A 26,018-nucleotide genomic window follows, 5' to 3' on the forward strand; every position below is an offset into this window, starting at 1 on the left:
GTCTCCACAGTGACCGACGCCAAAACCGCACCAAAGGCCACGCCCGAGCAGATGGCGAACGCCATTCGCGTCCTCGCCATGGACGGCGTCGAAAAGGCCAAGTCCGGCCACCCCGGCATGCCGATGGGCATGGCCGACGTCGCCACGGTGTTGTTTTCCCGCTTCCTGAAGTTCGACGCCTCCCGCCCCGACTGGGCTGACCGCGACCGCTTCATCCTGTCGGCCGGCCACGGCTCGATGCTGATCTACGCCCTGCTGCACCTGACGGGCTACAAGGGCGCGACGAAGGAAGAACTGTCTAACTTCCGTCAGTGGGGCTCCAAGACCGCCGGCCACCCGGAGTACGGCCACATGCCGGGCGTCGAGGTCACCACCGGCCCGCTGGGCCAAGGTCTGGCGACCTCGGTCGGTTTCGCCATGGCCGAGCGCCATCTGGCGGCGAAGTATGGCGACGATCTGGTCGATCACCGCACCTGGGTCATCGCCGGCGACGGCTGCCTGATGGAAGGCGTGTCGCAGGAGGCCATCGCGCTGGCCGGCCGTTACAAGCTGAACAAGCTGCACGTTCTGTGGGACGACAACGAGATCACCATCGACGGCAAGGTCTCGCTGTCGGATGCGACCGACCAGAAGGCCCGCTTCAAGGCCGCCGGCTGGGCGGTCAAGGCCATCGACGGTCACGACATGAACGCCATCAAGGGCGCGATGAAGTGGGCCATGCGTCAGGACAAGCCGACCCTGATCGCCTGCAAGACCAAGATCGGCAAGGGCGCCGCCACGATGGAAGGCAGCCACAAGACGCACGGTGCGGCCCTGGGCGCCGCCGAGATCGCCGCCACGCGCCTGGGCCTGGCCTGGGATCACGAACCCTTCGAAATGCCCCAGACCATCGCCGACGCCTGGAAGAAGGTCGGCCGTCGCGGCGCCAAGGACCGCAAGAAGTGGGAGGCCCGCCTCGCCGCCTCGGCCCAGGCCGCCGACTTCACCCGCGCCATGAAGGGCGACCTGCCCGAGGCCGCCTTCGACGCCCTGAACGCCAAGATCGCCGAGTTGGTCGAGACCCAGCCGGCCCAGGCGACGCGCCAGTCGTCGGGCGCGGCGCTCGACGAACTGTTCGCCGCCATTCCCGAACTGGTCGGCGGCTCGGCCGACCTGACCGGCTCGAACAACACCTTCGTCAAGGGCACGCCGATCCTGGATGCGCCGACCTATGAAGGTCGCTACGTCAACTGGGGCATCCGCGAGTTCGGCATGGCCGCGGCCATGAACGGCCTGGCCTTGCACGGCGGGGTCATCCCCTACGGCGGCACCTTCATGGTGTTTTCGGACTACAGCCGCCCGGCCATCCGCCTGGGCGCCCTGATGGGGGTCCGCGCCATCCATGTCCTGACCCACGATTCGATCGGCCTGGGCGAAGACGGCCCGACGCACCAGCCGGTCGAACACCTGGCGGCCCTGCGCGCCATTCCGAATCTGCTGGTCTTCCGCCCCGCCGATACCATCGAGGCCATGGAATGCTGGCAGGTCGCCCTGCAGACCAAGACCGCGCCGTCGGCCCTGGCCCTGTCGCGCCAGAAGACCCCGGCCGTCCGCACCGCCGCCGCGACCGAAAACCTGTCGGCAAAGGGCGCCTATGAGATCAAGGCCGCCAATGGCGAGGCCAAGGCCACCCTGTTCGGCACCGGCACGGAATTGGCCCTGGCGCTGAAGGCCGCCGAAACCTTGGAGGCCGAAGGCGTGGCGACCCGCGTCGTCTCGGTCCCCTCGTTCGAACTGTTCGAACAGCAGGACGCCGCCTACCAGGCCTTTGTGATCGGTCGCGGCACGGTCCGCGTCGCCGTGGAAGCCGCGATCAAGCAAGGCTGGGAACGCTTCATCGGCGAGGACGGCGCCTTCATCGGCATGACCGGCTTCGGCGCCTCCGCCCCGGCCGAGGTTCTGTACGAGAAGTTCGGCATCACCTCGGACGCCATCGTCGCGGCGGTCAAGGCGCGGCTGTAAAACCCGGGTCACTCCCCCGTGCGCGACGCTTCACGGGGGAGGATTTTTTTGAAAGCAGAAGCCATGAGCCGCATCGGCGCGATCAGCCTGCTTGTTCACGACTATGACGCGGCCGTCGCCTTCTATGTCGGCAAGCTGGGTTTCGATCTCAGCGAAGACACCGACAGGGGCGGGGGCAAACGCTGGGTGCGTGTCACCCCCAAAGGCGGCGAGACCAGCCTGCTGCTGGCGCGCGCCACGACCGACGCCCAGAAGGCCCAGGTCGGAAACCAGGCCGGCGGCCGGGTCTGGCTGTTTCTGGAGACGGACGACCTGATGCGCGACCACGACGCCTGGCTTGCCGCCGGCGTCCGCTTCCGCGAAACCCCGCGACATGAAACCTATGGCAAGGTGGTGGTTTTCGAAGACCTCTACGGCAACGCCTGGGACCTGATCGAACCCGCTACCGGAGCCTGACGCCATGAAACTCGGCACCCCGCTTTCCGACACCGCCGTGCGCGTGATGCTGCTGGGCTCGGGCGAACTGGGCAAGGAGGTCGCCATCGAGCTTCAGCGGCTCGGCGTCGAGGTCATCGCCGTCGATCGCTATCCCAACGCGCCGGCCATGCAGGTGGCGCACCGCAGCCACGTCATCCCCATGACCGACGCCCAGGTGCTGAACGGCGTCATCCTCGCCGAGGCCCCGCACTTCATCGTGCCCGAGATCGAGGCCATCGCCACCGAAGTTCTGGCCGATATCGAGGCCGCCGGCATGGCGACGGTCATCCCGACCGCCCGCGCCGTGCAGCTGACGATGAACCGCGAGGGCATCCGCAAACTGGCCGCCGAAGAGTTGGGTCTTCCCACCAGCCCCTACGCCTTCGCCGGCTCGGCCGAGGAACTGGCCGCGGGCGCGCAGGCCGTCGGCTATCCCTGCTTCGTCAAGCCGGTCATGTCCTCGTCGGGCAAAGGGCAATCCTTCGTCGAAAGCGCCGATGAAATCGCCGACGCCTGGACCTACGCCCAGGACAGCGGCCGCGTCGCCGGCGCCCGCGTCATCGTCGAGGGCCGGATCGACTTCGACTTCGAGATCACGCTGCTGACCGTCCGCTCGCGCGACGCCGACGGCTCGACCCGCACGGACTTCTGCGCGCCCATCGGCCACCGCCAGGTCAAGGGCGACTATGTCGAGAGCTGGCAGCCGCAGGCCATGACGCCCGCTGCGCTGGCCGCCTCCCAGGACATCGCCGCCAAGGTCACAGAGGCCCTGGGCGGTTACGGCGTCTTCGGCGTCGAACTGTTCGTCAAGGGCGACCAGGTCTGGTTCTCCGAGGTCTCGCCCCGCCCGCACGACACCGGTCTGGTCACCCTGGCCAGCCAGACGATGAGCGAGTTCGCGCTGCACGACCGCGCCATCCTGGGCCTGCCCGTCGACGTGACCCAGCGCGAGCCCGCCGCCAGCGCCGTCATCTACGGCGGCATGGATGCGCAAGGGATCGCCTTCGAGGGCGTCGCGGAAGCCCTGTCGGTCCCGACGGCCGACCTGCGTCTGTTCGGAAAGCCCGAGGCCTTCGAGCGCCGCCGCATGGGCGTGGCTGTCGCGCGCGGCGCCGACGTCGACCAGGCCCGCGACCGCGCGCGTGAAGCTGCAGGCTGTGTGAAGGTCGTCCGGAACTGACGCCGCCGTCTCCTCCCCGCTAGCGGGGAGGGGGACCGCGAAGCGGTGGAGGGGTTCCTTCAGTCCCATTGGCGCTCGTGAAGCGTCGCAGAAACCCTCCGTCACGACGCGAAGACGCGCCGCGCCACCTCCCCGCTCCGCAGGGAGGAGACTTCTGATCCCTCATTTCTACGACTTTAGTCGATTGGCCTTGTCCGGGATTGTGGTGCAAACCAAGCGCGAGGGTCGCAGTCAGCCGGCCGGGAGGGATCTGTCGTGGGCAAACTCAGCACACCCATAATCTTCGGCGCCATCGCCATCCTGGGGGCGGTGTCCCTCGGCATCATCGCCCTGCATCAGGGCGAAAGCATCAGCGCGGTCTGGATGGTGGTCGCCGCCGTCTGCACCTATGCGATCGCCTATCGGTTCTACAGCCGCTACCTGGCCAACAAGGTCATGCAGCTGAACCCCGCGCGCCTGACCCCGGCCATGCGCCGCAACGACGGGCTGGACTATGTGCCGACGCCCAAGAACGTGCTGTTCGGCCACCACTTCGCCGCCATTGCCGGCGCAGGCCCGCTGGTCGGGCCGGTGCTGGCCGCCCAGATGGGCTATCTGCCGGGCGTCCTGTGGATCCTGGTCGGCGCCGTGTTGGCCGGCGCGGTTCAGGACATGATGGTCCTGTTCATGTCCACGCGTCGCGACGGCAAGTCGCTGGGCGACATGATCCGCACCGAAATGGGCAACATCCCCGGCATCATCGCCCAGGTCGGCGTCCTGATGATCATGGTCATCATCCTGGCGGTTCTGGCCCTGGTTGTGGTCAAGGCCCTGGCCGAAAGCCCGTGGGGCACCTTTACCGTCGCCGCCACCATTCCCATCGCCATCTTCATGGGCCTGTACACCCGCTTCCTGCGGCCGGGCCGCGTGGGCGAGGTGTCGGTGATCGGCGTCGTCCTGCTGATCCTGGCCATCATCGGCGGCGGCCATATCGCGGCCGATCCGTTCTGGGGTCCGGCCTTCACCCTGACCGGCCCGACCCTGGCGATCCTGATGATGGTCTATGGCTTCATCGCCTCGGTCATCCCGGTGTGGCTGCTCCTGGCGCCGCGCGACTATCTGTCGACCTTCCTGAAGATCGGCGCGATCGTGGCCCTGGCCGTGGGCATCCTGATCGTGCGTCCGCATCTGCAGATGCCGGCCGTCACCCCCTTTATCGACGGCACCGGCCCGGTCTTCGCCGGCGCCCTGTTCCCCTTCCTGTTCATCACCATCGCCTGCGGCGCCGTGTCGGGCTTTCACGCCCTGATCTCTTCGGGCACCACGCCCAAGCTGCTGGAGAACGAGGCCCAGATCCCGATGATCGGCTATGGCGCCATGCTGTGCGAAAGCTTCGTCGCCGTCATGGCGCTGATCGCCGCCACGGTTCTGGATCCGGCCGTCTATTTCGCCATGAACAGCCCGGTGGCCGTCATCGGCAAGGATGCGGCCTCCGCCGCCGCCGCCGTGGCCCAGTGGGGCTTCCACATCACGCCTGGAGAGCTTGAGCAGCTGGCCCGCGACGTGGGCGAACATTCCATCCTGTCACGCGCAGGCGGCGCCCCGACCTTGGCGGTCGGCATGGCGCACATCCTGTCCGGCGTGATCGGCGGCAAGGCCATGATGGCCTTCTGGTATCACTTCGCCATCCTGTTCGAGGCCCTGTTCATCCTGACCACCGTGGACGCCGGCACTCGGGTCTGCCGCTTCATGATCCAGGACCTGCTGGGCGTGGCCGTGCCCAGGATGCGCGAGACCAAGTCGTGGGGCGCCAATGTCGTCGCCACGGCCCTGACGGTCGGTCTGTGGGGCTATTTCCTATATACCGGCGTGGTCGATCCGCTGGGCGGCATCAACAGCCTGTGGCCCCTGTTCGGCATCGCCAACCAGATGCTGGCCGCCGTCGCCCTGATCCTGGGGACCGTCGTCCTGTTCAAGATGAAGCGCGAGAAGTTCGCCTGGGTCATGGTCGTTCCCGCGACCTGGCTGCTGATCTGCACCCTGACGGCGGGCTTCCAGAAGCTGTTCCACCCGGACGTCCGGATCGGCTTCCTGTCCCACGCCCGCAAGTATCAGGAGGCGTTGGGCGCCGGCGAACTGATCGCCCCGGCCAAGAGCATCGGCGACATGCACCGCATCGTGGTCAACGACTACGTCAACTCGACCCTGACGGCGGGCTTCCTGTTCGTGGTCGTCACCATGGTCGTCTATGGCGTCCTGGCGTGCCGCAAGGCCTATGCGCACAACCGCCCGACGGTGCGCGAATATCCGGAAAGCCACCAACTGACGGCGGCTGACGAGGCGGCGGATGCGGCCCGTGCCTGAGGTCCAGGACGACCTGCTCTGCCTGTGCCGCGACACCGCCCTGCGGTGGGGTCGCGGCGTTCGGCGCACGGCCGGCGCCATGATCGGCCAGCCGGATTATCAGGCCTATGTCGATCACGCGGCGGCGACCCATCCCGACCAGCCGCCGCTGGACAAGACCGCCTTCTTCCGCCTGCACGAGCAGCGCCGCTTCGGCGGCGCCGGCGGGTTCAAATGCTGCTGATCTAGAGGCCGCTGGCGGGGGTCGAAGCCCTCGCCCGCTCCTCCGCTCGAAGCGCGGCGATCGCCGCCTCCAGCGTCGGGTCGTCGCCCGCGCGGCGCTGGGCCACGGTGCGCGGCGCGGCGATGTCCGGCGTGACCCCCCGCTTCTCCAGCCGAACCCCGCCCGAGGTCACGAAGTCCGCCCGGCTCAGCGTCAGCCGCCCGCCGTCCGGCAGATTGGTCTCTTGGGCGATCAGCACCGATCCGCCGGTCTTCTCGCCCACGACGATGCCGCGCCGCGCCTCCTGCAAGGCGGCCGGCGTCAGTTCGGCGGCGCTGCGGCTGCCCTGATCCACCAGAACCGCCACATCATTGGCCAAGGGATCGCGCCGATCGCCGCAGTCGCCCGCCGCCCTCAGCACCACCGGCCGACCGCTGCGTCCCGTCCGCGTCGCCCAGACCTGATCGCGCGGCAGGAAACAGGTCAGGACCGATTCCGCCTCCATCAGCCGCCCGCCGGGATTGCCACGCAGGTCCAACACCACGTCCACATCCGGCGGCAGGCCTTCCAACTCGCTGCCCATCCAGGCGCCCAGGCCTTTGTCGAACTGCTCGACGCGCAGCACCAGCACCCCCGGCCGCGACTTGTCGGCTGTGAACGGCTCGATAGCCTCCATCACCCGCGGCGTCAGGGCGATCTCGCGCCGCTGTCCCTCTTCGTCGGTCAGGACCAACTGCACCGGGACCCCGTCATAGGTCTCGACGTCCGGTCCCCAGGGCTTGCCGTCGACCGAGTTCAGGGCCCAGCCCATCTGCACCCCCGCCGCCTCGGCCGGTGACCCGGGTCGGACACGTTCGACGGTCCAGTCGTCCGGCGTCTCGCCCCGCATCAGGGTCAGGCCCATCACGGCGCGCCGGGCGAACTGCGCCTCCTGACGTCGCACCGCCGCCGGCGGACTGGCCGCCGCATGACCGTCGTCCAGCAGATCCAGCATCGCATTGATGACGCGGTACAGCCCGCGCTCGTCACTCGCCGCCAGGGCCTGGGGCCGGAACGTCGCCCGCGCGGCGTTCCAATCCACACCGTGCAGGGTCGGATCGTAATAGCTCCGCCGCACTTCGCTCCACACCCGGTCGAACACGCGCTGATTCAGCCTCACGCGGTCACGCGAAGGCGCTGTGGCGACCACCGGATCGACAACCGGCGAATCGATCGGTTGGGCCACGGCCGGAACGCTCAGCGGCAGGCCGAGCAACAGAAGGCTGAAAAGCCGGGCGGAAACGCTCAGACGCATGACCACCATCTGACGCCAGTCGGCCGTCTCGCTCAAGTCACGACTGCGCGCTATTCGGGCACCCGCACCCCGTCCCAGGCGAAGACGCCGCCGCTGTCGGCCGGGGTCAGGTTCGACAGCACGGACAGCAGCCGCTCGGCGGAATAGTCGGCCGTGAACAGCTTGCCCTCGGCCACCCCCTTCTGAAACGGCGCGCTCAGGTCCGTCGCCACCGTGCCGGGATGCAGACCGGCGATCACCGCCTGCGGATGGCTGCGCGCCATCTCGACCGACAGATTGCGCAGGATCATGTTCAGCGCCGCCTTGGATGCGCGATAGGCGTGCCAGCCGCCAAGTCGGTTGTCGGCGATCGACCCCACCCGCGCCGACAGGGCCGCGAACACCGCCCGTCGGTCGCGCGGCATCAGCGGCAGCAGATGTTTCGCCGCCAGCGCCGGCCCCACCGCATTGACGCTGTAGTCCCGTAACAGGTGTTCCGCATCCAACTGGCGAAACGACCGCTCCGGCTGAAGTCCGTCGTGCAGCACCCCTGTCGCCACGACGATCAACCTCGGCGCCGGCCCCTGGCCGATCCGTTCGGCGGCGGACGCCAGACTGGCCTCATCCTCCAGATCCGCCGCCAACCCTAGCGCGCCCGCCAAATCCGCGCCTGAGCGCGACACGGCCCACACCGTCTCGAACGCGCCGTCCGCCACAATTCGCTCGACCATCGCCCGGCCGATGCCGCCCGTCGCCCCGATCACCACCGCCGATCCGTTCATCGCGTCTCCCCTCCGCCTTCGTCCCATGATAGGGGCGCGGCATGAGCATCACCACGGTCGGCCTCGATGCCGACGACACCCTCTGGCACAACGAGACGATCTTCCGCCTGACCCATGCGCGGTTCGTCGATCTTCTGGCCGACCACGGCGACGAGGCGACCATCGAGGCGCGCCTGGCTGAAACCGAGCAACGCAACCTGCGTCTCTATGGCTACGGCATCAAGGGCTTCACCCTGTCGATGATCGAGACGGCGATGGAGCTGACGAACGGCGCCGCCCCGCCCCATGTCGTGCGCGAGATTTTGGCCGCCGGTCGCGAGATGCTGGCCCACCCGGTCGAGACCCTGCCCGGCGTGGATGCGGTCGTCGCCGAACTGTCCGAAAAATACCGCCTTGTCCTGATCACCAAAGGCGATCTCCTGGATCAGGAGCGCAAGCTGGCGGCCTCGGGTCTGGGCGACCTGTTCAGCGCCGTCGAGATCGTCTCCGAAAAGGATCGCGCCACCTACGAGCGGGTCTTCACCCGCCACGGCACGGGCCCGGCCGAGGCCGTCATGGCCGGCAATTCCATGAAGTCCGACGTCCTGCCCGCCATCTCCGCCGGCGCCTTCGGCGTCCACATCCCCTATCACATCACCTGGGCCCACGAACTGGCCGACGCCCCGGTAGATGAGCCGCGCTACGTCTCCCTGGCCCGCATCGACGAACTTCCCGACTGGATCACGACGATCGCGGCATAGAAAAAGGGCGGCTCTTCCGAGCCGCCCTTTCTTTTTTCAGCCTTGGCTCGCGCCTTAGAAACGAGCGCGGATGCCGCCGAAGAACTGACGACCATAAAGGTCGTAAGCGGAAGATTCGCCGTTACCGCTCAAGCCATAAGGCAGGGTTTTGTCGAAGGCGTTCTTGACACCGCCGAACACCTCGAAGCCGCGCGTGTAGGGCACGTTGTCGAAGGCGTACCGCACGGTGAAGTCATGATACATCTGCGCACGGACGTAGGAAGGGTAGACGCGCTCCGGTCCGCTGACCCCCGGCGTCGGGGTAGTTTCGAATCTGGCGACCTCGTCCTGGAAGCTGGCTTCCCAGCTCAAGGACAGCGGGCCGTTAACGTAGCCGACGCGCGACTTGAACGACCACTCTGGATTGCCGATCTCGCCCTTGTTGTTATCGATCTCGTCAGGACGATCTGCGAAGGCGAAGAAGTTCAGTTCTTCGAGATAGTTCGCCGTCAGTTGGGCCGTGATACGACCGCGCAGGCCGCCGAACATTTGCGGATGATCCTCAGCCAGTTGCTCCAGGTTCTTCGTGTAGGCCACTTCGAAATCCCAGCCTTTGGTCGTTAGGGCCGCAGCGTTCACATAGGTCGTGGAGACCGAGTTGATGTTGCCGTCGGCGCCGCGCGTGAACAGCGAGCAGAAGCTGCCGTCCAGACCGCCGCTGGCATCATAGCAGTTGTCGATGATGTCCTGAGCACCGATCAGAGCAATCGCGTTGTCGATCTGGATGTCATAGTAGTCAGCCGTGAAGCTGAAGCCCGGCATCCACCGCGGTTGGAGCACAACGCCTGCCGTCCAGCTTTCGGCCTCTTCGGCATCCAGATTGGGGTTGCCGCTGGAAACGCCCTCGATCGATGCATTGGTGTTCGAGTTGAAGCCCGCCGGCACGCCCGCCGCAGCGCAGTTCGCGACGCGATCCGGGTCCAATTGAATGTTGTCGACGTCGCACGGATCGGTAACCGAGAAGAAGCCCGCCGTCGCCGGCAGGAAGGCCTCGGTGATGTTCGGCGCACGAACGGCGCGCGAATAGGTTCCGCGGAAGGTGATGTCGCGAACCGGTGCATAGACGCCACCGACCTTCCATGCCTCTGCACCGCCGACGGTCGAATAGTCGGCGTAGCGATAGGCGCCGTCGATCGATAGACGATAGGCGAACGGCATATCGGCCAGCAACGGCGCGTTGAACTCCAGGAAGCCTTCGGTGACGTCAAACTCGCCATAGGCGTCAGGCTGCGGAGCCGTTTCCGACAGGCCCGATTTCACGAACGGGTCATTGATATTCTCGCTGGTTTCCTTGCGGTACTCGAAGCCCCCGGCGAAGGCCAGCGGGCCGCCCGGCAGGTTGAAGAACTTCGACGTGTCGAAGTTGAACAGGCCCGAAACCACCTCCTGAGTGATGGTGTGAGTGCGGATCGAGTCGTGGCTGACATAGTCGATTGCCGCTGCGCTGTTCTGACGGCCGAAGACGTTGAACGGCACGCAGGTTTCGCCAGTCATGCCTTCGGGCGCTTGATAGCCTGCGCCTTGAGCCGAAGGTACGTTGACGCGGCACTGGATGGAGCCATCCGGCGCGCGCACAGCGTCGATAGCGGCAGCATAGTTGCCCGGGATGGTGTTGCCCGTGCCCTTGAAGGTGTTTTGCGTCTCACCGTAGTTGTAAGACAGATCCCAACCGAAATCGGCCAGACCGGTCTCGAACTTGCCTTTCAGACCCGCCACACCGCGATAGGTTTCACGCGTGATGTCGTTGGTACGAACGCCGATGTCTTCGTTGAAACGGCCGAAGGTCACATCGCGACCGGCGATGACTGTCGCGATCTCGGGCGTGATATAGGCGTTGTCCGGCTCGATCAGGTACTCACCGAAGGTGAAGGACGGCTGGACGAAATCTTCAATCTCCGAACGCACGTACTTGGCGTCTACATAGGCGGTGACATTGTCCGTAATGTCGAAACGACCCCTGACGTTGGCGCCGTAGCGATCCGTCTTGGGCACCAGCACGACATAGTCGTCCAGTGATGCGCAGGTTTCGCAATCGGCGAACTGCCCGAAAGCGAAGCTGTTTTCACCAAGGCGGGGCTGCTGTGCGACCGGCCGACCGTCGCGAGTGAATGCGCTGATGATCTGCGAAGTGTTAGCGTCGAAGATGACGCCGTTCTCGTCTAGATAGTCGGTCAATACATTGGGAACCAGGAAGCGGTTCGGGATGCCGTCGTTCGGGCCGGTGTCGTCTGGGTTAAGAATTGTGCCCCAGTTCTTGATGGCGTCGATGTCTGACGCCAGCACTTGGTCGGAATGATCGTAGAAAGCGGTCGCCGTAAGGTTCAAACGGCCGTCCAGGAAGTTGCGACCATAAACGCCGTTAACCGACCAGGCCTTGCCGTCGCCAGTTTCCGCGCCGCCGTACTGAGCGGTCATTTCGCCGCCTTCGTAGTCGTCCTTCAGGATGATGTTGACCACACCGGTCACAGCGTCCGAACCGTAGACGGCCGAGGCGCCGCCCGTAATGACTTCGACACGGTCCACCAAAGCGGCGGGAATGGCGTTCAAATCAACGGCCGCGCTGCCCGCATCGCCACCGACGTGACGCTTTCCGTCGACTAGGGTCAGAGTACGCGAGGCGCCGAGGCTGCGAAGGTTGGCGAAGTTCAAGCCGCCCGCATCGCCGAAGCTGTCGGAGTTGCCACGAACCGTGGCGTTGGCGCTCAGCGCCGGCAATTGGGCCAGGATATCGCCTAAATTCTGTGTGCCAGCGTTGTCGATCGTCTCACGGGAAACCGTCGAAATCGGGGTGGGTTGCTCCAAATTCGGACGCGGAATGCGCGAACCGGTCACGACGATTTCGTCAACCGTCGTCGCCTCCTGATCAGCGGCGGGAACCTGTTGAGCAACGGCGGGAAGCGCCGCCATTAGGCCAAATGCAGACAGCATGCTGCCGGCCAGCAAACGAGAACGACGATACGTCAAATCAAGACCTCTCAAAGTCATCACGCAGCAACTTCGAACAAGCCGCAGCGTTAATACTCGCGCGGGGGAACGCGAGTTTGGGGGGCAATCCTAGAGCCATTGCATCGCCCGATCCAAGCCCTTAATGTGTCCATCGCGCAACATAATGGCCACAAACCTGCGGACACTTCGATAATCTTTTGAGGGCGCCGGTCCTTTGCGGCGTCTTTATGTCCCTGCCATGTTGATCTCTTGATCATGCACTCGCTGCCAATGTTTCCGGTTGCCCCCTCGCCCCTCCCTCTCTAAACGGGCCGCTTAACCGACAAGCAGACGTGAGCGTCGCAGGGCCAGGCTCTGCGGGGACTTCTCGCGCGCCCAGAGAACGACAGAGAACGAAGGACGACGCACTCCCTTGGACGCCTCGGACATCCGTCATGACGAACGCGACGCCATGGTGCGCGCGGCGCTGGCCGAACAGGGCGACAGCGGCGTGACGCCGCGCCATACGTTGTTCTACTTCTATGGCGAGGGCGACCACGGCGACCTGAACGAGGTCGCCCGGCGCGCCGGCTTTCTGACGCGCGGCGCCGACGACATGACGGTGCTCGAAACGACCATGGCGGTGGACGAGGCGTCGTTTGCGGCGACCTCGGCCATGATGCAGACCTGGGCCGCGGCCTTCCAGCTGGAGTATGACGGCTGGGAATGCGCGGTCGTGACCCACTAGCGTTCAATAAGAAGAGCTGGCGATGCCCAAGCGCACAGACATCAAGTCCATCCTCATCATCGGCGCCGGGCCGATCGTCATCGGCCAGGCGTGCGAGTTCGACTATTCCGGCGTCCAGGCCTGCAAGGCGCTGAAGGCGGAAGGCTACCGGGTCATCCTGGTCAACTCGAACCCCGCCACCATCATGACCGACCCGGAGGTGGCCGACGCCACCTATATCGAGCCGATCACGCCCGAGATGGTCGAGAAGATCATCATCAAGGAAAAGCCCGATGCCCTGCTGCCCACCATGGGCGGCCAGACCGCGCTGAACACCGCCCTGGCCCTGCATGAATCCGGCGCCCTGGCCAGGCACGGCGTCGAGATGATCGGCGCCAAGGCCGAGGTCATCGACAAGGCCGAGGATCGCCAGAAGTTCCGTGACGCGATGGACAAGCTGGGCCTGGAATCGCCCCGCTCCAAGGCCGCCCATTCGATGGAAGAGGCGCTGGAGGGGCTGGAGTTCGTCGGCCTGCCCGCCGTCATCCGACCGTCCTTCACCCTGGCCGGCACCGGCGGCGGCATCGCCTTCAACCGCGAGGAGTTCGAGGAGATCGTCCTGCGCGGCCTGGACCTGTCGCCGACCACCGAGGTGCTGATCGAGGAGTCGGTCCTGGGCTGGAAGGAATACGAGATGGAGGTCGTCCGCGACACGGCGGACAACTGCATCATCATCTGCTCGATCGAGAACGTCGATCCGATGGGCGTCCATACGGGCGACTCGATCACCGTCGCCCCCGCCCTGACGCTGACCGACAAGGAATATCAGCGGATGCGGACCGGCTCGATCAATGTGCTGCGCGAGATCGGCGTGGAGACGGGCGGATCGAACGTCCAGTGGGCCATCAACCCCGCCGACGGCCGCATGGTCGTGATCGAGATGAACCCGCGCGTGTCGCGCTCGTCGGCCCTGGCGTCCAAGGCCACCGGCTTCCCCATCGCCAAGGTCGCGGCGCGTCTGGCGGTCGGCTACACCCTGGACGAACTGACCAACGACATTACCCAGGTCACGCCGGCGTCGTTCGAGCCGTCGATCGACTATGTCGTCACCAAGATCCCGCGCTTCGCCTTCGAGAAGTATCCGGGATCCGAGCCCCTACTGGGCACCTCGATGAAGTCGGTCGGCGAGGTCATGGCCATCGGCCGCACCTTCCAGGAATCGATGCAGAAGGCCCTGCGCGGGCTTGAGACCGGCCTGTCGGGCTTTGACGAGGTCGAGATCGAAGGCGTCGCCGGCGCCGAGGACGACGCCACCGCCCGCGCCGCCGTTGTACGCGCCCTGGGCGTTCCGACCCCCGACCGCATCCGCGTCATCGCCCAGGCCTTCCGCCACGGCCTGACGGTCGAGGAGGTCAACGCCGCCTGCGCCTACGAACCCTGGTTCCTGCGCCAGATCGCCGACATTGTGCGCGAGGAAGGCCATGTGCGAGTCAAAGGCTTGCCGACCGACCCGACCGAGTTCCGCCGCCTGAAGTCCAAGGGCTTCTCCGACGCCCGTCTGGCTCAGCTGACCGGCCAGAGCGAAAAATCCGTCCGGACCGCCCGTCGCGGCCTGAATGTCCGCCCGGTGTTCAAGCGGATCGACACCTGCGCCGCCGAGTTCGCCAGCGCCACCGCCTATATGTACTCGACCTATGAGACCGGCGCTCTGGGGCAGGTCCCCGAGTGCGAGTCCGAGCCGTCGGACAAAAAGAAGGCCATCATCCTGGGCGGCGGTCCAAACCGGATCGGCCAGGGGATCGAGTTCGACTACTGCTGCTGCCACGCGGCCTTCGCCTTCGACCAGATCGGCGTGGAGAGCATCATGGTCAACTGCAACCCCGAGACCGTCTCGACCGACTACGACACCTCCGACCGCCTGTATTTCGAGCCGCTGACGGCCGAGGACGTGCTGGAGCTGATCGAGGTCGAGCGCTCGAACGGCGAGCTGATCGGCTGCGTCGTCCAGTTCGGCGGCCAGACCCCGCTGAAACTGGCACACGCCCTGCAAGAGGATGACATCCCCGTCCTGGGCACCAGCGTCGACTCCATCGACCTGGCCGAGGATCGCGAACGCTTCCAGCAGATGCTGGAGGGCATCGGCCTGCGGCAGCCGCCCAACGGCCTGGCCCGTTCGGCCGAGGAAGCCGCGCAGAAGGCCGAAGAGGTCGGCTATCCCGTCGTGCTACGCCCCTCCTACGTTCTGGGCGGACGCGGCATGATGATCGTCCACGACCGCGAGCAGCTGGACCGCTATGTCCACGAGGCCATGCGCGTCTCGGGCGACGATCCGGTCCTGATCGACCACTATCTGAACCGCGCCACCGAAGTCGATGTGGACGCCCTGTGCGACGACGAGACGGTCTTTGTCGCGGGCGTGCTGGAACATATCGAGGAAGCCGGCGTCCACTCGGGCGACAGCGCCTGCTCCATGCCGCCCTTCTCGCTGCGGCCCGAGATCGTGGACGAGCTGAAGCGCCAGACCACCGAAATGGCCAAGGCCTTGAAGGTGCGCGGCCTGATGAATGTGCAGTTCGCCATCGAGGAGCCGCACAGCGAAAACCCGCGCATCTTCGTGCTGGAGGTCAATCCGCGCGCCAGCCGCACGGCCCCCTTCGTGGCCAAGACCATCGGCCAGCCCATCGCCTCCATCGCCGCCAAGGTCATGGCCGGCGTGCCGCTGAAATCGTTCGGTCTGACGGACAAGCCCTACGACCATATCGCGGTCAAGGAAGCGGTCTTCCCGTTCGCCCGTTTCGCCGGGGTGGACACCGTCCTGGGCCCGGAGATGCGTTCGACCGGCGAGGTCATGGGCCTGGACTTCAAGCGGCCGGGAGAGGCCGACATGGCCCCCGCCTTCGCCCGCGCCTTCGCCAAGTCCCAGATCGGCGGCGGCGCCAAACTGCCGACCTCGGGCTGCGCCTTCATCTCGGTCAAGGATGAGGACAAGCCCTTCATCGTCGACGCCGCCAAGACCCTGCTGGCCGAAGGTTTCAGCCTGATGGCCACTGGCGGCACCCACGCCTACCTGGTCGAACAGGGGCTGGAGGTGAAGCTGGTCAAGAAGGTGCTGGAAGGCCGCCCGCACATCGTGGATGCGATGAAGAACGGCGAGGTCCAGCTGGTCTTCAACACCACATCGGGCAAGCAGTCGCTGCAGGACAGCTTCAGCCTGCGCCGCACCGCCCTGATGATGAAGATGCCCTACTACACCACCACCGCCGGCGCCCTGGCGGCGGCCCAGGCCATCGGCGCCATCAAGGCTGGCGACCTAGACGTGAAATCAATACAATCTTACGGTTGAGGCAGTGAGGGCGAATTAAGATGAAGATAAAGGCCATGCTGACGGCCGCCTCGTTGCTCGCAGTCGCATCCCCAGCGATCGCGCACGACGAACGTACGCCGATGTCTGCGGACTCTATCGCTGAAGCCAAACCCTTGGTCGAAGGCTTCTTTCGCACGCTGCAAGCCGGAGACGCCGCAAAAGCGTACAATGACTTGTTTTCCAATACCTTGATGGCCAACAAGGCACTCGAGGTTCAGAATCTTGTCGCACAGACAAACTTCATATTCCAAACCTACGGTTCGATCGTGGGTTGGTCGCTGGCGAAGTCTGATTGCCTCACGCCTACGCTTTGCCGAGTGATCTACCAAATCGACACGAACAACGGGCCGGTCATTCTGCTGCTCACACTCTATCGAAGAACGTCAGGTTGGATGCCCACGACCATTTTCGTGACGGATCAGACGCAAACGCTCTTCGATTGACGCTGCTGCCGCAGCTCGGCCCTAGGCAGAACGCCGGAGCCACGACGATGTCCAATCTCGACCTCGCCCTGATCGCCATCCTGTGCGGCGAAGTGCTGGGGTTTCTCGCCTTCGCCAGGGACAAGCGGCGCGCCAAGGCCGGCCTGTGGCGCACGCCAGAATCCACATTGTTGATGTTCGGCCTGATCGGCGGGCTGGGCGCCTGGATGGGTCAGCACATCCTGCGCCACAAGACGCGCAAGGAGCCGTTCAGGACCCGGTTCGGCATGATCGTCCTGCTCCACCTGATCCTGCTGGCGGGCGCCGCCGCCTGGGTCATCCTGTAGCGCGATCGCCCTCGCCCGCCCCATCCTCGCCCGCCACGATCCGCGTCGCGGCCAGGTCGGCGGTGACGTTGCCGACGGTGCGGAAGATGTCGGGGATGACCTCGACCGCCAGCAGCAGCGGCAGCACGCCCAGCGGCAGGCCCATGGCCAGACAGATGGGGCCGATGGCGGCGAAGAAGCTGACCTGACCTGGCAATCCGACCGAGGCGATGGACACGGCGATGGCCGTCAGACCGCCGGCGATCAGCACGCCGAGGCCCAGCTCCACCCCGTGCAACTGCGCCACGTACAGGCAGACCGCCAGGTTGGCGACCGGGCTGGTGATGCGAAAAACCGCCACCGCCAACGGCAGAACGAGGCCGGCGGATGTCTGCGGCACGCCCAGCCAGTCGCGCGCCCGTTCGATCATCACCGGCAGGCTGGCCAGCGACGACTGGGTCGAGACGGCGACGACCTGGGCCGGGGCCACGGCGCGCGCGAAACGGGCCAGCGAAATCCGCCCCCACACGATCGCCACGACATAGATGATCAGGATCAGGCCGATCTGGCTGAGGCAGACGATGGCGACGTAGTGGGCCAGCGTCCCCGCCACCCCCAGGCCCGCGCGCAAACCCACGCCCAGCGCCAGGGCGAACACGCCGAACGGCGCCGCCAGCAGCACCCAGTGGACGATGACCACCATGGTCTCGGCCACCGCCTCGAAGAAGCCCGCCAGGGGCCGTCGCAGCTCGGCCTTGATCCGCGTCGCGGCGAAACCGAAGGCGACGGCGAAGACCACCACCGCCAGCACCCCGTCGTCGGACGCCGCCTTGATGACATTGGCCGGCGCAAGACTGGCCAGGAAGGCGCGCAGGCCGTCGGTGCGCGCCGCCTCGCCCACCGTCGCCAGGGATTCGGCGCTGACGCCCGCCAGCAGCCCACGCCCCGCCCCCGGATCGATCGGCCAGACCGCCAGCAGGCCCAGCCCCGCCAGGATCGCATAGAGCGTCGCCCCGACCAGCAGGACGGCGAACACCACCAGCGACCGCACCGCGATCCTTCCCGTCGCCGCCGCATCGGCGATCGAGACGATGCCGGTCACCAGCAGGCTGAACACCAGCGGAATCACGGTCATGCGCAGGGCGTTTAGCCACACTTGTCCCAGGCTCTCGACCACGCCCAGAGCGCCGGTCAGCCAGGCGGCCTGCGACCCTTGCGCCAGGGCGCCGACGACGACGCCGGCGACCAGGGCCGCGATGACGAAAAAGCTCAAGGAGGTGAAGAAGGCGGCGATGCGGGATTGGCTCATACCCTAGCGCTAGCACCGCTTGGCGCATTGCGCGCGCCAAACCTTCTGTCGGTCGCTGACAGTTCATGTCGTCGCAGGGCGAACCCCGGTCGCACACCGCGCGTTGATGGGACGAAAGGAACTCACTCATGTCCCGTCTGCACAAGCTCGTTCCCCTCCTCGGCAGCCTGCTGCTCTCCAAGGGCGGCCGTCGTGTCGCCGGTCGTCACGCCGGCAAACTGGCTTTGGCGACCCTGGCCTACGAGGTCTGGCGCAACCGCCGCGAAGGCGCCAAGGCCAAGGTCGCGCCGCAACCGCGCGGACGCTGGAGCGGTCGCCGCCCGCGCTGAGGCCGCAATCGCCGCTCGACTTCTCGGGCGGCGTTGCGAATAGTCACGCCTCGCCGCCCGGAGCCGACCCATGATCAAAGTTCACCACCTGAACGACAGCCGCTCGCAACGCGTCCTGTGGCTGCTCGAAGAGCTGGGCCTAGACTACGAAGTCGTTCGCTACGAACGAAACCCCGGAAACCGGCTGGCGCCCCCAGAACTGCTGGCGATCCACCCGCTGGGTAAGTCGCCTGTCATCGAGGACGGCGCGGTCAAGGTCGCTGAGACCGGGGCCATCGTCGAATATCTGCTCGATACCTATGGCCAAAGTCGCCTGCGTCCGGCGACGGGAACCGAGGACGGCCGTCGCTTCACCTATTGGCTGCACTATGCCGAGGGGTCGGCCATGCCGCCCCTGCTGCTGAAGCTGGTCTTCAGCATGTTGCCGCGCCGCGCGCCTGCCCTGCTGAAACCCATCGTCCACGGCGTCGCCAACAAGGCGATCGCCAGTTTCGTAGACCCGCAACTGCGCACCCATGTCGGCTTTTGGGAAAGCGAGCTGGGCCGCTCGGAATGGTTCGCGGGCGATCAATTCACCGCCGCCGACATCATGATGAGCTTTCCGGTCGAGGCGGGCGCCGACCGCGCCTTCGACCCCGAGACCAAGCCTCGCCTAAAGGCCTTTTTGAACCGCATCCATGCACGGCCCGCCTATCAGCGCGCGCTCGAACGCGGCGGTCCCTACAGCTACGCGTGATCGGATCGTGATCGCGACGGCGCAACCCGCCGTGGTCGAGGGCGTTAAGGTCTCATGCGCCTTCAAACCATTCAGATCGTGGCCGGACTGGCTGCGGCCGTCGCCTTCGTCCTCGCCTTCATGGCGGCAGGAGCCGCCTTGATTTCGGGCGTCTTCATGCTCGCCGGCCTCGCCGCCGTGGGTTGGCTGGCCTATAGCCTCATAAAGGGTGTCCTGCGCCGTGACCACAAGCCCGAACCGCCGGCCCGCGCCTGAGGGGTCAACCGGGGCGGGCGTTACGCTCTTGAATTGCTGAGCGAGAAACCCTAGTCTTGATGCCCGGCCGCGCCCGCCCCGCGGCCTTTTGTGTGCTTATCTCGCGTCTTTCCAGTCTCCGGGCGAACCAGAAAAATCACGACACAATGGAAAAAGTGCCGATGACGGCCGAGGGCTACCGCGTCCTCGACGATCAACTGAAGCAATTGAAGTCGGTCGAAAGGCCGAGCGTGATCGCCGCCATTTCTGAGGCGCGTGAGCACGGCGACCTGTCCGAAAACGCCGAATACCATGCCGCCAAGGAGCGTCAGGGCTGGATCGAAGGCCAGATCGCCGAGATCGAGGACAAAATCAGCCGCGCCCAGGTCATCGACGTGTCCAAACTGTCGGGCAGCCAGGTCAAGTTCGGCGCCACGGTCACCGTGGTGGACGAAGACACCGAGGAAGAGGCCACCTATCAGATCGTCGGCGAACACGAAGCCGATGTGAAGAAGGGCAAGATCTCGATCGCCTCGCCGATCGCGCGCGCCATGATTTCCAAGGAGGTCGGCGACGTCGTGGAGGTCAACACCCCCGGCGGCGTGAAGGCCTACGAGATCCTCAAGGTCGAGTGGAAGTAACAGTGATGGCGGGGGCAGCGTCCGCGCGCCCCCTCTCTCCCGATCCCTTGGCCATCTGGGTCGTCTCCGACGGCCGCGCCGGCATCGAGAATCAGGCGCTGGGTCTCGCCGAGGCCGTTCAGCGCCTGACCCCGGCCGAAATCACGATCAAACATATCCGCTGGCGGCCGATCTTCGACCGCCTGCCGTCGGCGTTGAAGACCCCGGCGATGTTGGAGTCCGCGCCGCTGACCGCCCCCTGGCCTGATTTTTGGATCGCCACGGGTCGCGCGACCCTGCCGCTGTCGACCCGCATCAAGGCCTGGAGCGGCGGCAAGACCTTCGTCGTTCAGACCCAGGATCCCCGCTGGGCCAACGACCGCTACGACCTGATCGTCGCCCCCGCCCATGACGGTCTGTCGGGCGACAATGTCTTTGAAATCACCGGCTCGCCGCACCGCATCACGCCCCAGCGCATCGCCCAGGCCGCACCCGCCTTCGCCGACCGGATCGCCCCCCTGCCCCATCCCCGCATCGCGGTGCTGATCGGCGGCAAGTCCAAGGCCTTCGACCTGCCCCCCGCCCATGCGGCCGACCTGGCCGACCAGATCGCGGAGGCCGTGCGAGCATCCGGCGGCGCACTGATGCTGACCTTCTCACGCCGGACGCCCGATGCGGCCAAGGCCGTCATTACCGCGCGCCTTTCGGACCTGCCGGGCTGGATTTGGGATGGGACAGGCGAAAATCCCCTGTTCGGCTTCCTGCATTTCGCCGACCACATCCTGGTCACCGAGGACAGCGCCAATATGGCGGCCGAGGCCGCCTCCACCGGCAAGCCGGTCCATGTCCTGCCGATGATCCCGCTGAAGGCCGGCGACAAGTTCGCCCGCCTGCACGACGACCTGCAATCGCGCGGCGCCACCCGTCCGTTCGACGGCGCGCTGGACGGCTGGACCTACGAGCCGCTGGCCGAGACCGACCGCGCCGCGCGCGCCGTTCTGGAAGCGATGCGGACCCGATAGCGAAACCCACGTCCGTTCCTGACGCCGTCACGCCCCATGGTGACGACCGTCATAAAGAGGCTTCCTAAGAGCGGTTCGCAAAAATCTGCACGAAAGTGCACTAAAAAATTCTGGAGTGGCCTTTTCAGTCGCCGCCACCCCCGCCGCCGCCGTCACAGCCGCTGTCCCCGCTTCAGTCAGAGCCGCTGGGCTGGGACGTATCTGATGACGGCATGACGGCGCCGCCGTCTGATCCGCCGCCCTTTTTGGCCTTCATGTTCGCCGCCCCCATCAGAGCCACGCCGAACCCTGATCCGATGGCCGTGCCCAGAGCGAGACCCAGGCCAACGTTGTCCAACGCCACGCCCAGCGCCACGCCGATCGACAGGCCCAGACCGATCCCGATCGGCAGGAAGGCCGCGTTCTTGTTCGTCATCCCCATCTCCCCTTCATGTCGGGCGAGACTAGCATCGCGCAAACGGGAATCACCGCCTAAATAGGGGCCATGACCCAAGCTCGTACCGTTCGCGTCGCCATCATCGGTTCCGGTCCCGCCGGCTGGACCGCCGCCATCTACGCCGCCCGCGCCTCGCTGAACCCCGTCGTCATCGCCGGCATCCAGCCGGGCGGCCAGCTGACCATCACCACTGACGTCGAAAACTATCCCGGCTTCGCCGACACCATCCAGGGCCCGTGGCTGATGGAGCAGATGCAGGCCCAGGCCCTGCATGTCGGGACCGAGGTCATCCACGACATCGTGGTCTCCGCCGACCTGTCGCAACGCCCGTTCCGCCTGAAGCTGGACAGCGGCGAGGAGTTGCTGGCCGAAACCGTCATTATCTCCACCGGCGCCCAGGCCAAATGGCTGGGGCTTGAGAGCGAGGCCGCCTATCAGGGCTTCGGCGTCTCGGCCTGCGCGACCTGCGACGGCTTCTTCTATCGCGGCAAGGAGGTCGTGGTCGTCGGCGGCGGCAACACCGCCGTCGAAGAGGCGCTGTTCCTGACCAACTTCGCCTCCAAGGTCACGGTCGTTCACCGCCGCGACGAGTTCCGCGCCGAGAAGATCCTGCAGGACCGGCTGTTCGCCCACCCCAAGGTGGAGGTGATCTGGAACTCGGCGATCGAGGAGATCGTAGGCGTTGTGGACGGCATGGCCAAGAACGTCACCGGCGTTCGGCTCAAGAACGTCCAGGACGGCTCGACCCGGAAAATCCCCGCCGACGGCGTCTTCATCGCCATCGGTCACGCCCCGTCGTCGGAACTGTTCAAGGGCCAGCTTGAAACGAACGCCGGCGGCTATCTGCGGGTGAAGCCCGGCACGGCCTCGACCGAGATCGAGGGCGTCTGGGCCGCCGGCGACGTGACGGACGACGTCTATCGCCAGGCGGTGACCGCCGCCGGCATGGGCTGTATGGCCGCACTGGAAGTCAGCCGCTTCCTCGCCGAGGAAGATCACGCCAAGGCCCACCACCCCATCAGCCACGCCGAGGCGGAGAAGATCGGGGTCTGGTGACCCCGATCCTGCGCGATCAGTAGGCCGAGGCCTCCGTCAGTTCCGCCAGATCCTCATCTGACAGCTTAAGCGTCGCCGCCTTCAGCGTGTCGGCCAGTTGTTCGGTCGAGGTGGCGCTGACGATCGGGGCGGAGACGCCCGGCTGGGCCAGCAGCCAGGCCAAGGCGACCTGGGCGGAGGTGGCCTCGTTCTTCTGCGCCACGGCGTCCAGGACCGCCAGAATACGCACGCCACGCTCGTCGAACTTGTCCTTCAGCATGCCCTCGCGCTTGGTCCCGGCGATCTGATCGACGGTCTTGTATTTGCCGGTCAGGAAGCCGCTCTCCAGGCTGAAATAGGTGATGATGCCCAGGCCCTTCTCGACGGCCAGATCCTGCAACCCGCCCTCGAAGGTGTCGCGGCTGTAGAGGTTGTAGTGCGGCTGGATCGTCGCATAGGCGGCCAGATCCTCGCGCTGCGAAATGTCCAAAGCCTCGGACACCTGCTCGGCCGAATGGTTGGACGTGCCGATGGCGCGCACCTTGCCGGCCTGCACCAGCTTGTCCAGCGCGCGCAGCGTCTCCTCCTGCGGCGTCTTCGGATCGGGCCAGTGCGTTTGATACAGGTCGATGTAGTCGGTCTGGAGCCGGCGCAGGGACGCCTCGACCGCCGTCTCGATCCAGCCGGGCGACAGGTCGTTGTGGCCCTGCCCCATGTCCGATCCGACCTTGGTCAGGATCTTCACGTCGTCGCGCCGGCCGCGCGCCTTCAGCCACTTGCCGATGATCGTCTCGCTTTCCCCGCCGGAGTGGCCCGGAACCCAGCGCGAATAGGCGTCGGCGGTGTCGATGGCGTCAAAGCCGGCCTCGACAAAGGCGTCCAGCAGAGCGAATGACGTCGCCTCGTCCGCCGTCCAGCCGAAGACGTTGCCGCCGAACACCAGGGGGGCGATGTCCAGGCCGCTGGAGCCGAGCTTGTGTTTGGGAAGGGTCGTCATGGAGAGGTTTCCTCTGGGGGAGCCCTCGACATATGCCGCATCGCTGCGACCGCAACCGCCTCTGCGGAGGTCAGCCGAAGAGTTGAAGACCCGGAGGCGCGTAATCGACCGGTTGGCCCTGACGCCGACGCAGCGCGTAATCCACGGCCGTCTGCACCGCATGTTCGTCGGTCGGCTTGGACAGCACGCCGATGGTGCCGGCCACGCCCTCGCGCACCATGCCGGGATTGGCCGTCATGAATAGGACGGAAACGCCCATGTCCTGGCCCAGTTCGCGACCCAGATTGATCCCTGTCGGACCATCGGAAAGGTGGATGTCGACCAGCGCCAGATCGACGTCGTTCTCGCGCACCAGATCGCGCGCGGCCTGTGCGGTCGCGGCGACGCCCAGAACCTCGTGACCGAGATCCTCCAGGACGAACCTGAGCTCCATCGCAACGAGAGCTTCGTCTTCGATGATGAGGATACGCGCAGTCATGGCTCGATCGGGAGTTCGGGAACGTACATAACGTCAGTGTGAGGGATAGGTTTCAATAGAGGACTAATTTGAATATCCGCCTGCCGCGCGTCGCCTGGACAAGGCCGTCGCCGGCAGATCCACGATGACCTGAAGGCCCTCGGGTCGCCACTCGCGCGAAAGCCGACCGCCCAGCTGTCCCTCGACCGACAGACTGGCCAGGGAGGAGCCGAAGCCGGTGCGCTGCGGCATGCCCTGGATGACCGGACCGCCCGTTTCCGACCAGGTCAGGACGAAGCGATCCTCCTGTCGTTCTGTGTCGAGCGTCACGACGCCTCCGCGTTCGGACAGGGCGCCGTATTTGGCTGCGTTGGTCGCCAGCTCATGGAACAGCAGAGCCACGGAAGTCGCCGCCTGGTCGTCGAAGACGGCGTCCTCGCCCCGGATGACGACGCGCGCGCCGCCCGTCTCGTCCGCATAGGCCTTAAACAGGTCGGACAGGAAGGAATGCAGCGTCGTCGCACCGATCGTGGTCTTGGACGTCTCCGTATGCGGCCGCACGAACTCATGCGCACGGGCCAAGGCGGCGATGCGTGTGCGCAGCGAGGCCGCAAACGCCTTCGCCTCCGGATACTGGCGCGCCGAAAGGGCGATCAGGGCGGTCACCACGGCGAAGATATTCTTGATCCGGTGGCTCAACTCCTGGCTGACCAGCTCGCGGCCCTGCTCCAGCCGCTTCAACTCGTCGATATCGGTCAGGGTGCCGAACCAGCGGGTGATCTCACCCGCCTCGTCGCGGATCGCCACCGCGCGGCCCAGGGTCCAGCGATAGACGCCGCTGTGATGCTTCAGCCGGTATTCGATCTCATAGGGCTCGCCGGTTTCCAGCGAGTTGCGCCACACCGCCCACGCCCGCTCGCGGTCGTCGGCATGGAACATGTCGTTCCAGCCCTCGCCGTCCGTCGATCCCAGAGGCACGCCCGTGAACTCGTACCAGCGCGCATTGTAGTAGTCGTGGAAACCGTCCGGCAGAGTGGACCACACCATCTGCGGCATGGCGTCAGCCAAGACCCGGAACCGGCTCTCGCTTTCGCTCAGGGCCACGGCGGTTTCGGCGAGGTCCGTCTCGATGGTCTTGCGTTCGGTGATGTCCACCGCGACGCCGGGGAAGCGGATCGGCTTGCCCTCCGCGTCGAAATAGACCTGACCGCGCGCCAGAACCCAACGCACGTCATCGCCCTGGCCCAGACGATATTCGCTGACGAAGGCGCCGTCGCCCGTCATGGCTCGGTCGATCTCGTCGGCGACGCGCTGGGCGTCGTCGCGATGGACGTTGCTTGTGAAAACCTCGATGGCCGCGCCCTCGCGCGCCGCTTCGGGATCCACGCCATACATCCGCGCAAAGCGTTCGTCGGCGATCACGCGATTCTCGGGAATGTCCCAGTCCCAGGCCCCCACATAGGCCGAGGCCTCCATCGCCAACCGCGCCGTGCGGTCGCTGAGGTCCCGGTCCAACAGGGCGCGACGCAGCTCCAGTTGCGTCATCACCTGATGCGCCAAAGTCTTGAGCGCCATCAACTGGAGCTCGGTCAAACCTTGCGGGCGCGGCTTGTCATCCAGAACGCACAGGGCGCCCAGCGGCACGCCGTCGGGCGTCCTCAACGGATAGCCGGCATAGAAGCGGATGTGCGGCGCGCCCGTCACCAGGTCATTGTCGATGAAGCGCTCATCCTGCATCGCGTCGGGGATGACCATGACGTCGTCGCGCAGCATGGCATGGGCGCAGAACGACAGCGGGCGCGGCGTTTCGCGCACGCCCAGACCGACCTCGGACTTGAACCATTGACGCTGGGAATCGACCAGACTGACGGCGGCCATCGGCGCTTCGCAAATGCGCGCGGCGAGCGACGCCAGATCATCGAACGACCCTTCAGGCGTCGTGTCCAGCACGCCGTAGCTCGTCAGGGCCTTCAGACGGTCGGCTTCGTCCCACCTCGGACAATCGACTTCGGGGTGGGTCAAGCAGGCGTCCTCGCAGAGCC

The 26,018-nt window shown here is 66.0% G+C and carries 24 protein-coding genes; 16 read left to right on the forward strand and 8 right to left on the reverse strand.

Annotated features, from left to right (window positions below; genetic code table 11):
* The first annotated feature begins 9 nt into the window (after nucleotides 1–9).
* The 5 genes from tkt (at nucleotide 10) to E7T10_RS13900 (ending at nucleotide 6,224) form a co-directional block, all read left to right on the forward strand.
* Nucleotides 10–2,001, forward strand: coding sequence for a transketolase (gene tkt / locus E7T10_RS13880; protein ID WP_137722257.1), 1,992 nt, complete (start codon nucleotides 10–12; stop codon nucleotides 1,999–2,001).
* 63 nt (nucleotides 2,002–2,064) lie between these two features.
* Nucleotides 2,065–2,457 carry a VOC family protein gene (locus tag E7T10_RS13885; RefSeq protein ID WP_137722258.1) on the forward strand — a complete coding sequence of 131 codons (393 nt, stop codon included), beginning with the start codon at nucleotides 2,065–2,067 and terminating at the stop codon, nucleotides 2,455–2,457.
* 4 nt (nucleotides 2,458–2,461) lie between these two features.
* The gene (gene purT, locus E7T10_RS13890; RefSeq protein ID WP_137722259.1) at nucleotides 2,462–3,658 is read left to right on the forward strand and encodes a formate-dependent phosphoribosylglycinamide formyltransferase; all 1,197 of its coding nucleotides are present in this window, start codon (nucleotides 2,462–2,464) and stop codon (nucleotides 3,656–3,658) included.
* Nucleotides 3,659–3,913: 255 nt separating this feature from the next.
* Nucleotides 3,914–6,001, forward strand: a complete 2,088-nt coding sequence (locus E7T10_RS13895; protein WP_137722260.1) for a carbon starvation CstA family protein — start codon at nucleotides 3,914–3,916, stop codon at nucleotides 5,999–6,001.
* Entirely contained in the window at nucleotides 5,985–6,224 is a 240-nt protein-coding gene (locus E7T10_RS13900; protein WP_066549975.1) for a YbdD/YjiX family protein, read from the forward strand. Before E7T10_RS13895 ends, E7T10_RS13900 begins: the two co-directional genes overlap by 17 nt.
* A 1-nt stretch (nucleotide 6,225) precedes the next feature.
* On the opposite strand, the gene E7T10_RS13905 is transcribed toward E7T10_RS13900, so the two are convergent.
* Nucleotides 6,226–7,533, reverse strand: coding sequence for a S41 family peptidase (locus E7T10_RS13905; protein ID WP_246846041.1), 1,308 nt, complete (start codon nucleotides 7,531–7,533; stop codon nucleotides 6,226–6,228).
* Between the two features lie 14 nt (nucleotides 7,534–7,547).
* Nucleotides 7,548–8,258: an SDR family NAD(P)-dependent oxidoreductase gene (locus E7T10_RS13910; protein WP_137722261.1), complete on the reverse strand. Its 711-nt coding sequence runs from the start codon at nucleotides 8,256–8,258 to the stop codon at nucleotides 7,548–7,550.
* Between the two features lie 41 nt (nucleotides 8,259–8,299).
* Here E7T10_RS13910 and E7T10_RS13915 point away from each other — a divergent pair, with 41 nt between their 5' ends.
* Nucleotides 8,300–8,998, forward strand: a complete 699-nt coding sequence (locus tag E7T10_RS13915; RefSeq protein WP_137722262.1) for an HAD family hydrolase — start codon at nucleotides 8,300–8,302, stop codon at nucleotides 8,996–8,998.
* Nucleotides 8,999–9,052: 54 nt separating this feature from the next.
* Here the strand turns inward: E7T10_RS13915 and E7T10_RS13920 are convergent, their stop codons facing one another.
* Nucleotides 9,053–11,944: a TonB-dependent siderophore receptor gene (locus tag E7T10_RS13920; RefSeq protein ID WP_210416113.1), complete on the reverse strand. Its 2,892-nt coding sequence runs from the start codon at nucleotides 11,942–11,944 to the stop codon at nucleotides 9,053–9,055.
* Between the two features lie 451 nt (nucleotides 11,945–12,395).
* Between E7T10_RS13920 and E7T10_RS13925 the strand changes: the two genes are divergently transcribed.
* From E7T10_RS13925 to E7T10_RS13940, 4 genes are read left to right on the forward strand one after another with little or no spacing between them, the layout of a single operon-like run.
* Nucleotides 12,396–12,710: a ribonuclease E inhibitor RraB gene (locus tag E7T10_RS13925; RefSeq protein ID WP_038293704.1), complete on the forward strand. Its 315-nt coding sequence runs from the start codon at nucleotides 12,396–12,398 to the stop codon at nucleotides 12,708–12,710.
* A gap of 22 nt (nucleotides 12,711–12,732) precedes the next feature.
* A complete protein-coding gene (gene carB, locus E7T10_RS13930) occupies nucleotides 12,733–16,032 on the forward strand; it encodes a carbamoyl-phosphate synthase large subunit (RefSeq protein ID WP_137722264.1) in 3,300 nt (1,099 codons plus the stop codon).
* A 35-nt stretch (nucleotides 16,033–16,067) separates the two neighbouring features.
* Entirely contained in the window at nucleotides 16,068–16,496 is a 429-nt protein-coding gene (locus E7T10_RS13935) for a hypothetical protein (protein ID WP_137722265.1), read from the forward strand.
* A gap of 47 nt (nucleotides 16,497–16,543) precedes the next feature.
* Complete coding sequence (locus E7T10_RS13940) at nucleotides 16,544–16,822, forward strand: DUF1294 domain-containing protein (protein WP_137722266.1); 279 nt, start codon at nucleotides 16,544–16,546, stop codon at nucleotides 16,820–16,822.
* Here E7T10_RS13940 and E7T10_RS13945 read toward each other — a convergent pair.
* Nucleotides 16,812–18,110: a dicarboxylate/amino acid:cation symporter gene (locus E7T10_RS13945; RefSeq protein ID WP_137722267.1), complete on the reverse strand. Its 1,299-nt coding sequence runs from the start codon at nucleotides 18,108–18,110 to the stop codon at nucleotides 16,812–16,814. The two genes, E7T10_RS13940 and E7T10_RS13945, sit on opposite strands and share 11 nt — an antisense overlap.
* Nucleotides 18,111–18,238: 128 nt before the next feature.
* Between E7T10_RS13945 and E7T10_RS13950 the strand changes: the two genes are divergently transcribed.
* The 5 genes from E7T10_RS13950 to E7T10_RS13970 all read left to right on the forward strand — a co-directional run bounded on the left by E7T10_RS13950 (nucleotide 18,239) and on the right by E7T10_RS13970 (nucleotide 21,051).
* Nucleotides 18,239–18,439, forward strand: coding sequence for a cysteine protease (locus tag E7T10_RS13950; protein ID WP_137722268.1), 201 nt, complete (start codon nucleotides 18,239–18,241; stop codon nucleotides 18,437–18,439).
* 70 nt (nucleotides 18,440–18,509) lie between these two features.
* Nucleotides 18,510–19,175, forward strand: coding sequence for a glutathione S-transferase family protein (locus tag E7T10_RS13955; protein WP_137722269.1), 666 nt, complete (start codon nucleotides 18,510–18,512; stop codon nucleotides 19,173–19,175).
* 54 nt (nucleotides 19,176–19,229) lie between these two features.
* Nucleotides 19,230–19,430: a hypothetical protein gene (locus tag E7T10_RS13960; RefSeq protein ID WP_055752934.1), complete on the forward strand. Its 201-nt coding sequence runs from the start codon at nucleotides 19,230–19,232 to the stop codon at nucleotides 19,428–19,430.
* A gap of 146 nt (nucleotides 19,431–19,576) precedes the next feature.
* A complete protein-coding gene (greA, locus tag E7T10_RS13965; protein WP_017504734.1) occupies nucleotides 19,577–20,050 on the forward strand; it encodes a transcription elongation factor GreA in 474 nt (157 codons plus the stop codon).
* A 5-nt stretch (nucleotides 20,051–20,055) separates the two neighbouring features.
* Nucleotides 20,056–21,051 (forward strand): mitochondrial fission ELM1 family protein, encoded by a 996-nt coding sequence (locus E7T10_RS13970; protein ID WP_137722270.1) that lies wholly within the window; start codon nucleotides 20,056–20,058, stop codon nucleotides 21,049–21,051.
* Nucleotides 21,052–21,223: 172 nt separating this feature from the next.
* Here the strand turns inward: E7T10_RS13970 and E7T10_RS13975 are convergent, their stop codons facing one another.
* The gene (locus E7T10_RS13975) at nucleotides 21,224–21,466 is read right to left on the reverse strand and encodes a hypothetical protein (RefSeq protein WP_210416114.1); all 243 of its coding nucleotides are present in this window, start codon (nucleotides 21,464–21,466) and stop codon (nucleotides 21,224–21,226) included.
* 69 nt (nucleotides 21,467–21,535) lie between these two features.
* On the opposite strand from E7T10_RS13975, the gene trxB reads away from it, so the two are divergent.
* On the forward strand, nucleotides 21,536–22,543 hold the full coding sequence (gene trxB / locus E7T10_RS13980) for a thioredoxin-disulfide reductase (protein WP_137722272.1): 1,008 nt from the start codon (nucleotides 21,536–21,538) through the stop codon (nucleotides 22,541–22,543).
* A gap of 16 nt (nucleotides 22,544–22,559) precedes the next feature.
* On the opposite strand, the gene E7T10_RS13985 is transcribed toward trxB, so the two are convergent.
* The 3 genes from E7T10_RS13985 to E7T10_RS13995 all read right to left on the reverse strand — a co-directional run bounded on the left by E7T10_RS13985 (nucleotide 22,560) and on the right by E7T10_RS13995 (nucleotide 25,998).
* Nucleotides 22,560–23,519: an aldo/keto reductase gene (locus E7T10_RS13985; RefSeq protein WP_137722273.1), complete on the reverse strand. Its 960-nt coding sequence runs from the start codon at nucleotides 23,517–23,519 to the stop codon at nucleotides 22,560–22,562.
* 70 nt (nucleotides 23,520–23,589) lie between these two features.
* Nucleotides 23,590–23,997 carry a response regulator gene (locus E7T10_RS13990; protein WP_039244394.1) on the reverse strand — a complete coding sequence of 136 codons (408 nt, stop codon included), beginning with the start codon at nucleotides 23,995–23,997 and terminating at the stop codon, nucleotides 23,590–23,592.
* Nucleotides 23,998–24,060: 63 nt separating this feature from the next.
* Nucleotides 24,061–25,998, reverse strand: a complete 1,938-nt coding sequence (locus tag E7T10_RS13995) for a PAS domain-containing protein (protein WP_246846042.1) — start codon at nucleotides 25,996–25,998, stop codon at nucleotides 24,061–24,063.
* Nucleotides 25,999–26,018 lie beyond the last annotated feature (20 nt).

This window comes from Brevundimonas sp. SGAir0440, from assembly GCF_005484585.1.
Lineage (GTDB): Bacteria > Pseudomonadota > Alphaproteobacteria > Caulobacterales > Caulobacteraceae > Brevundimonas.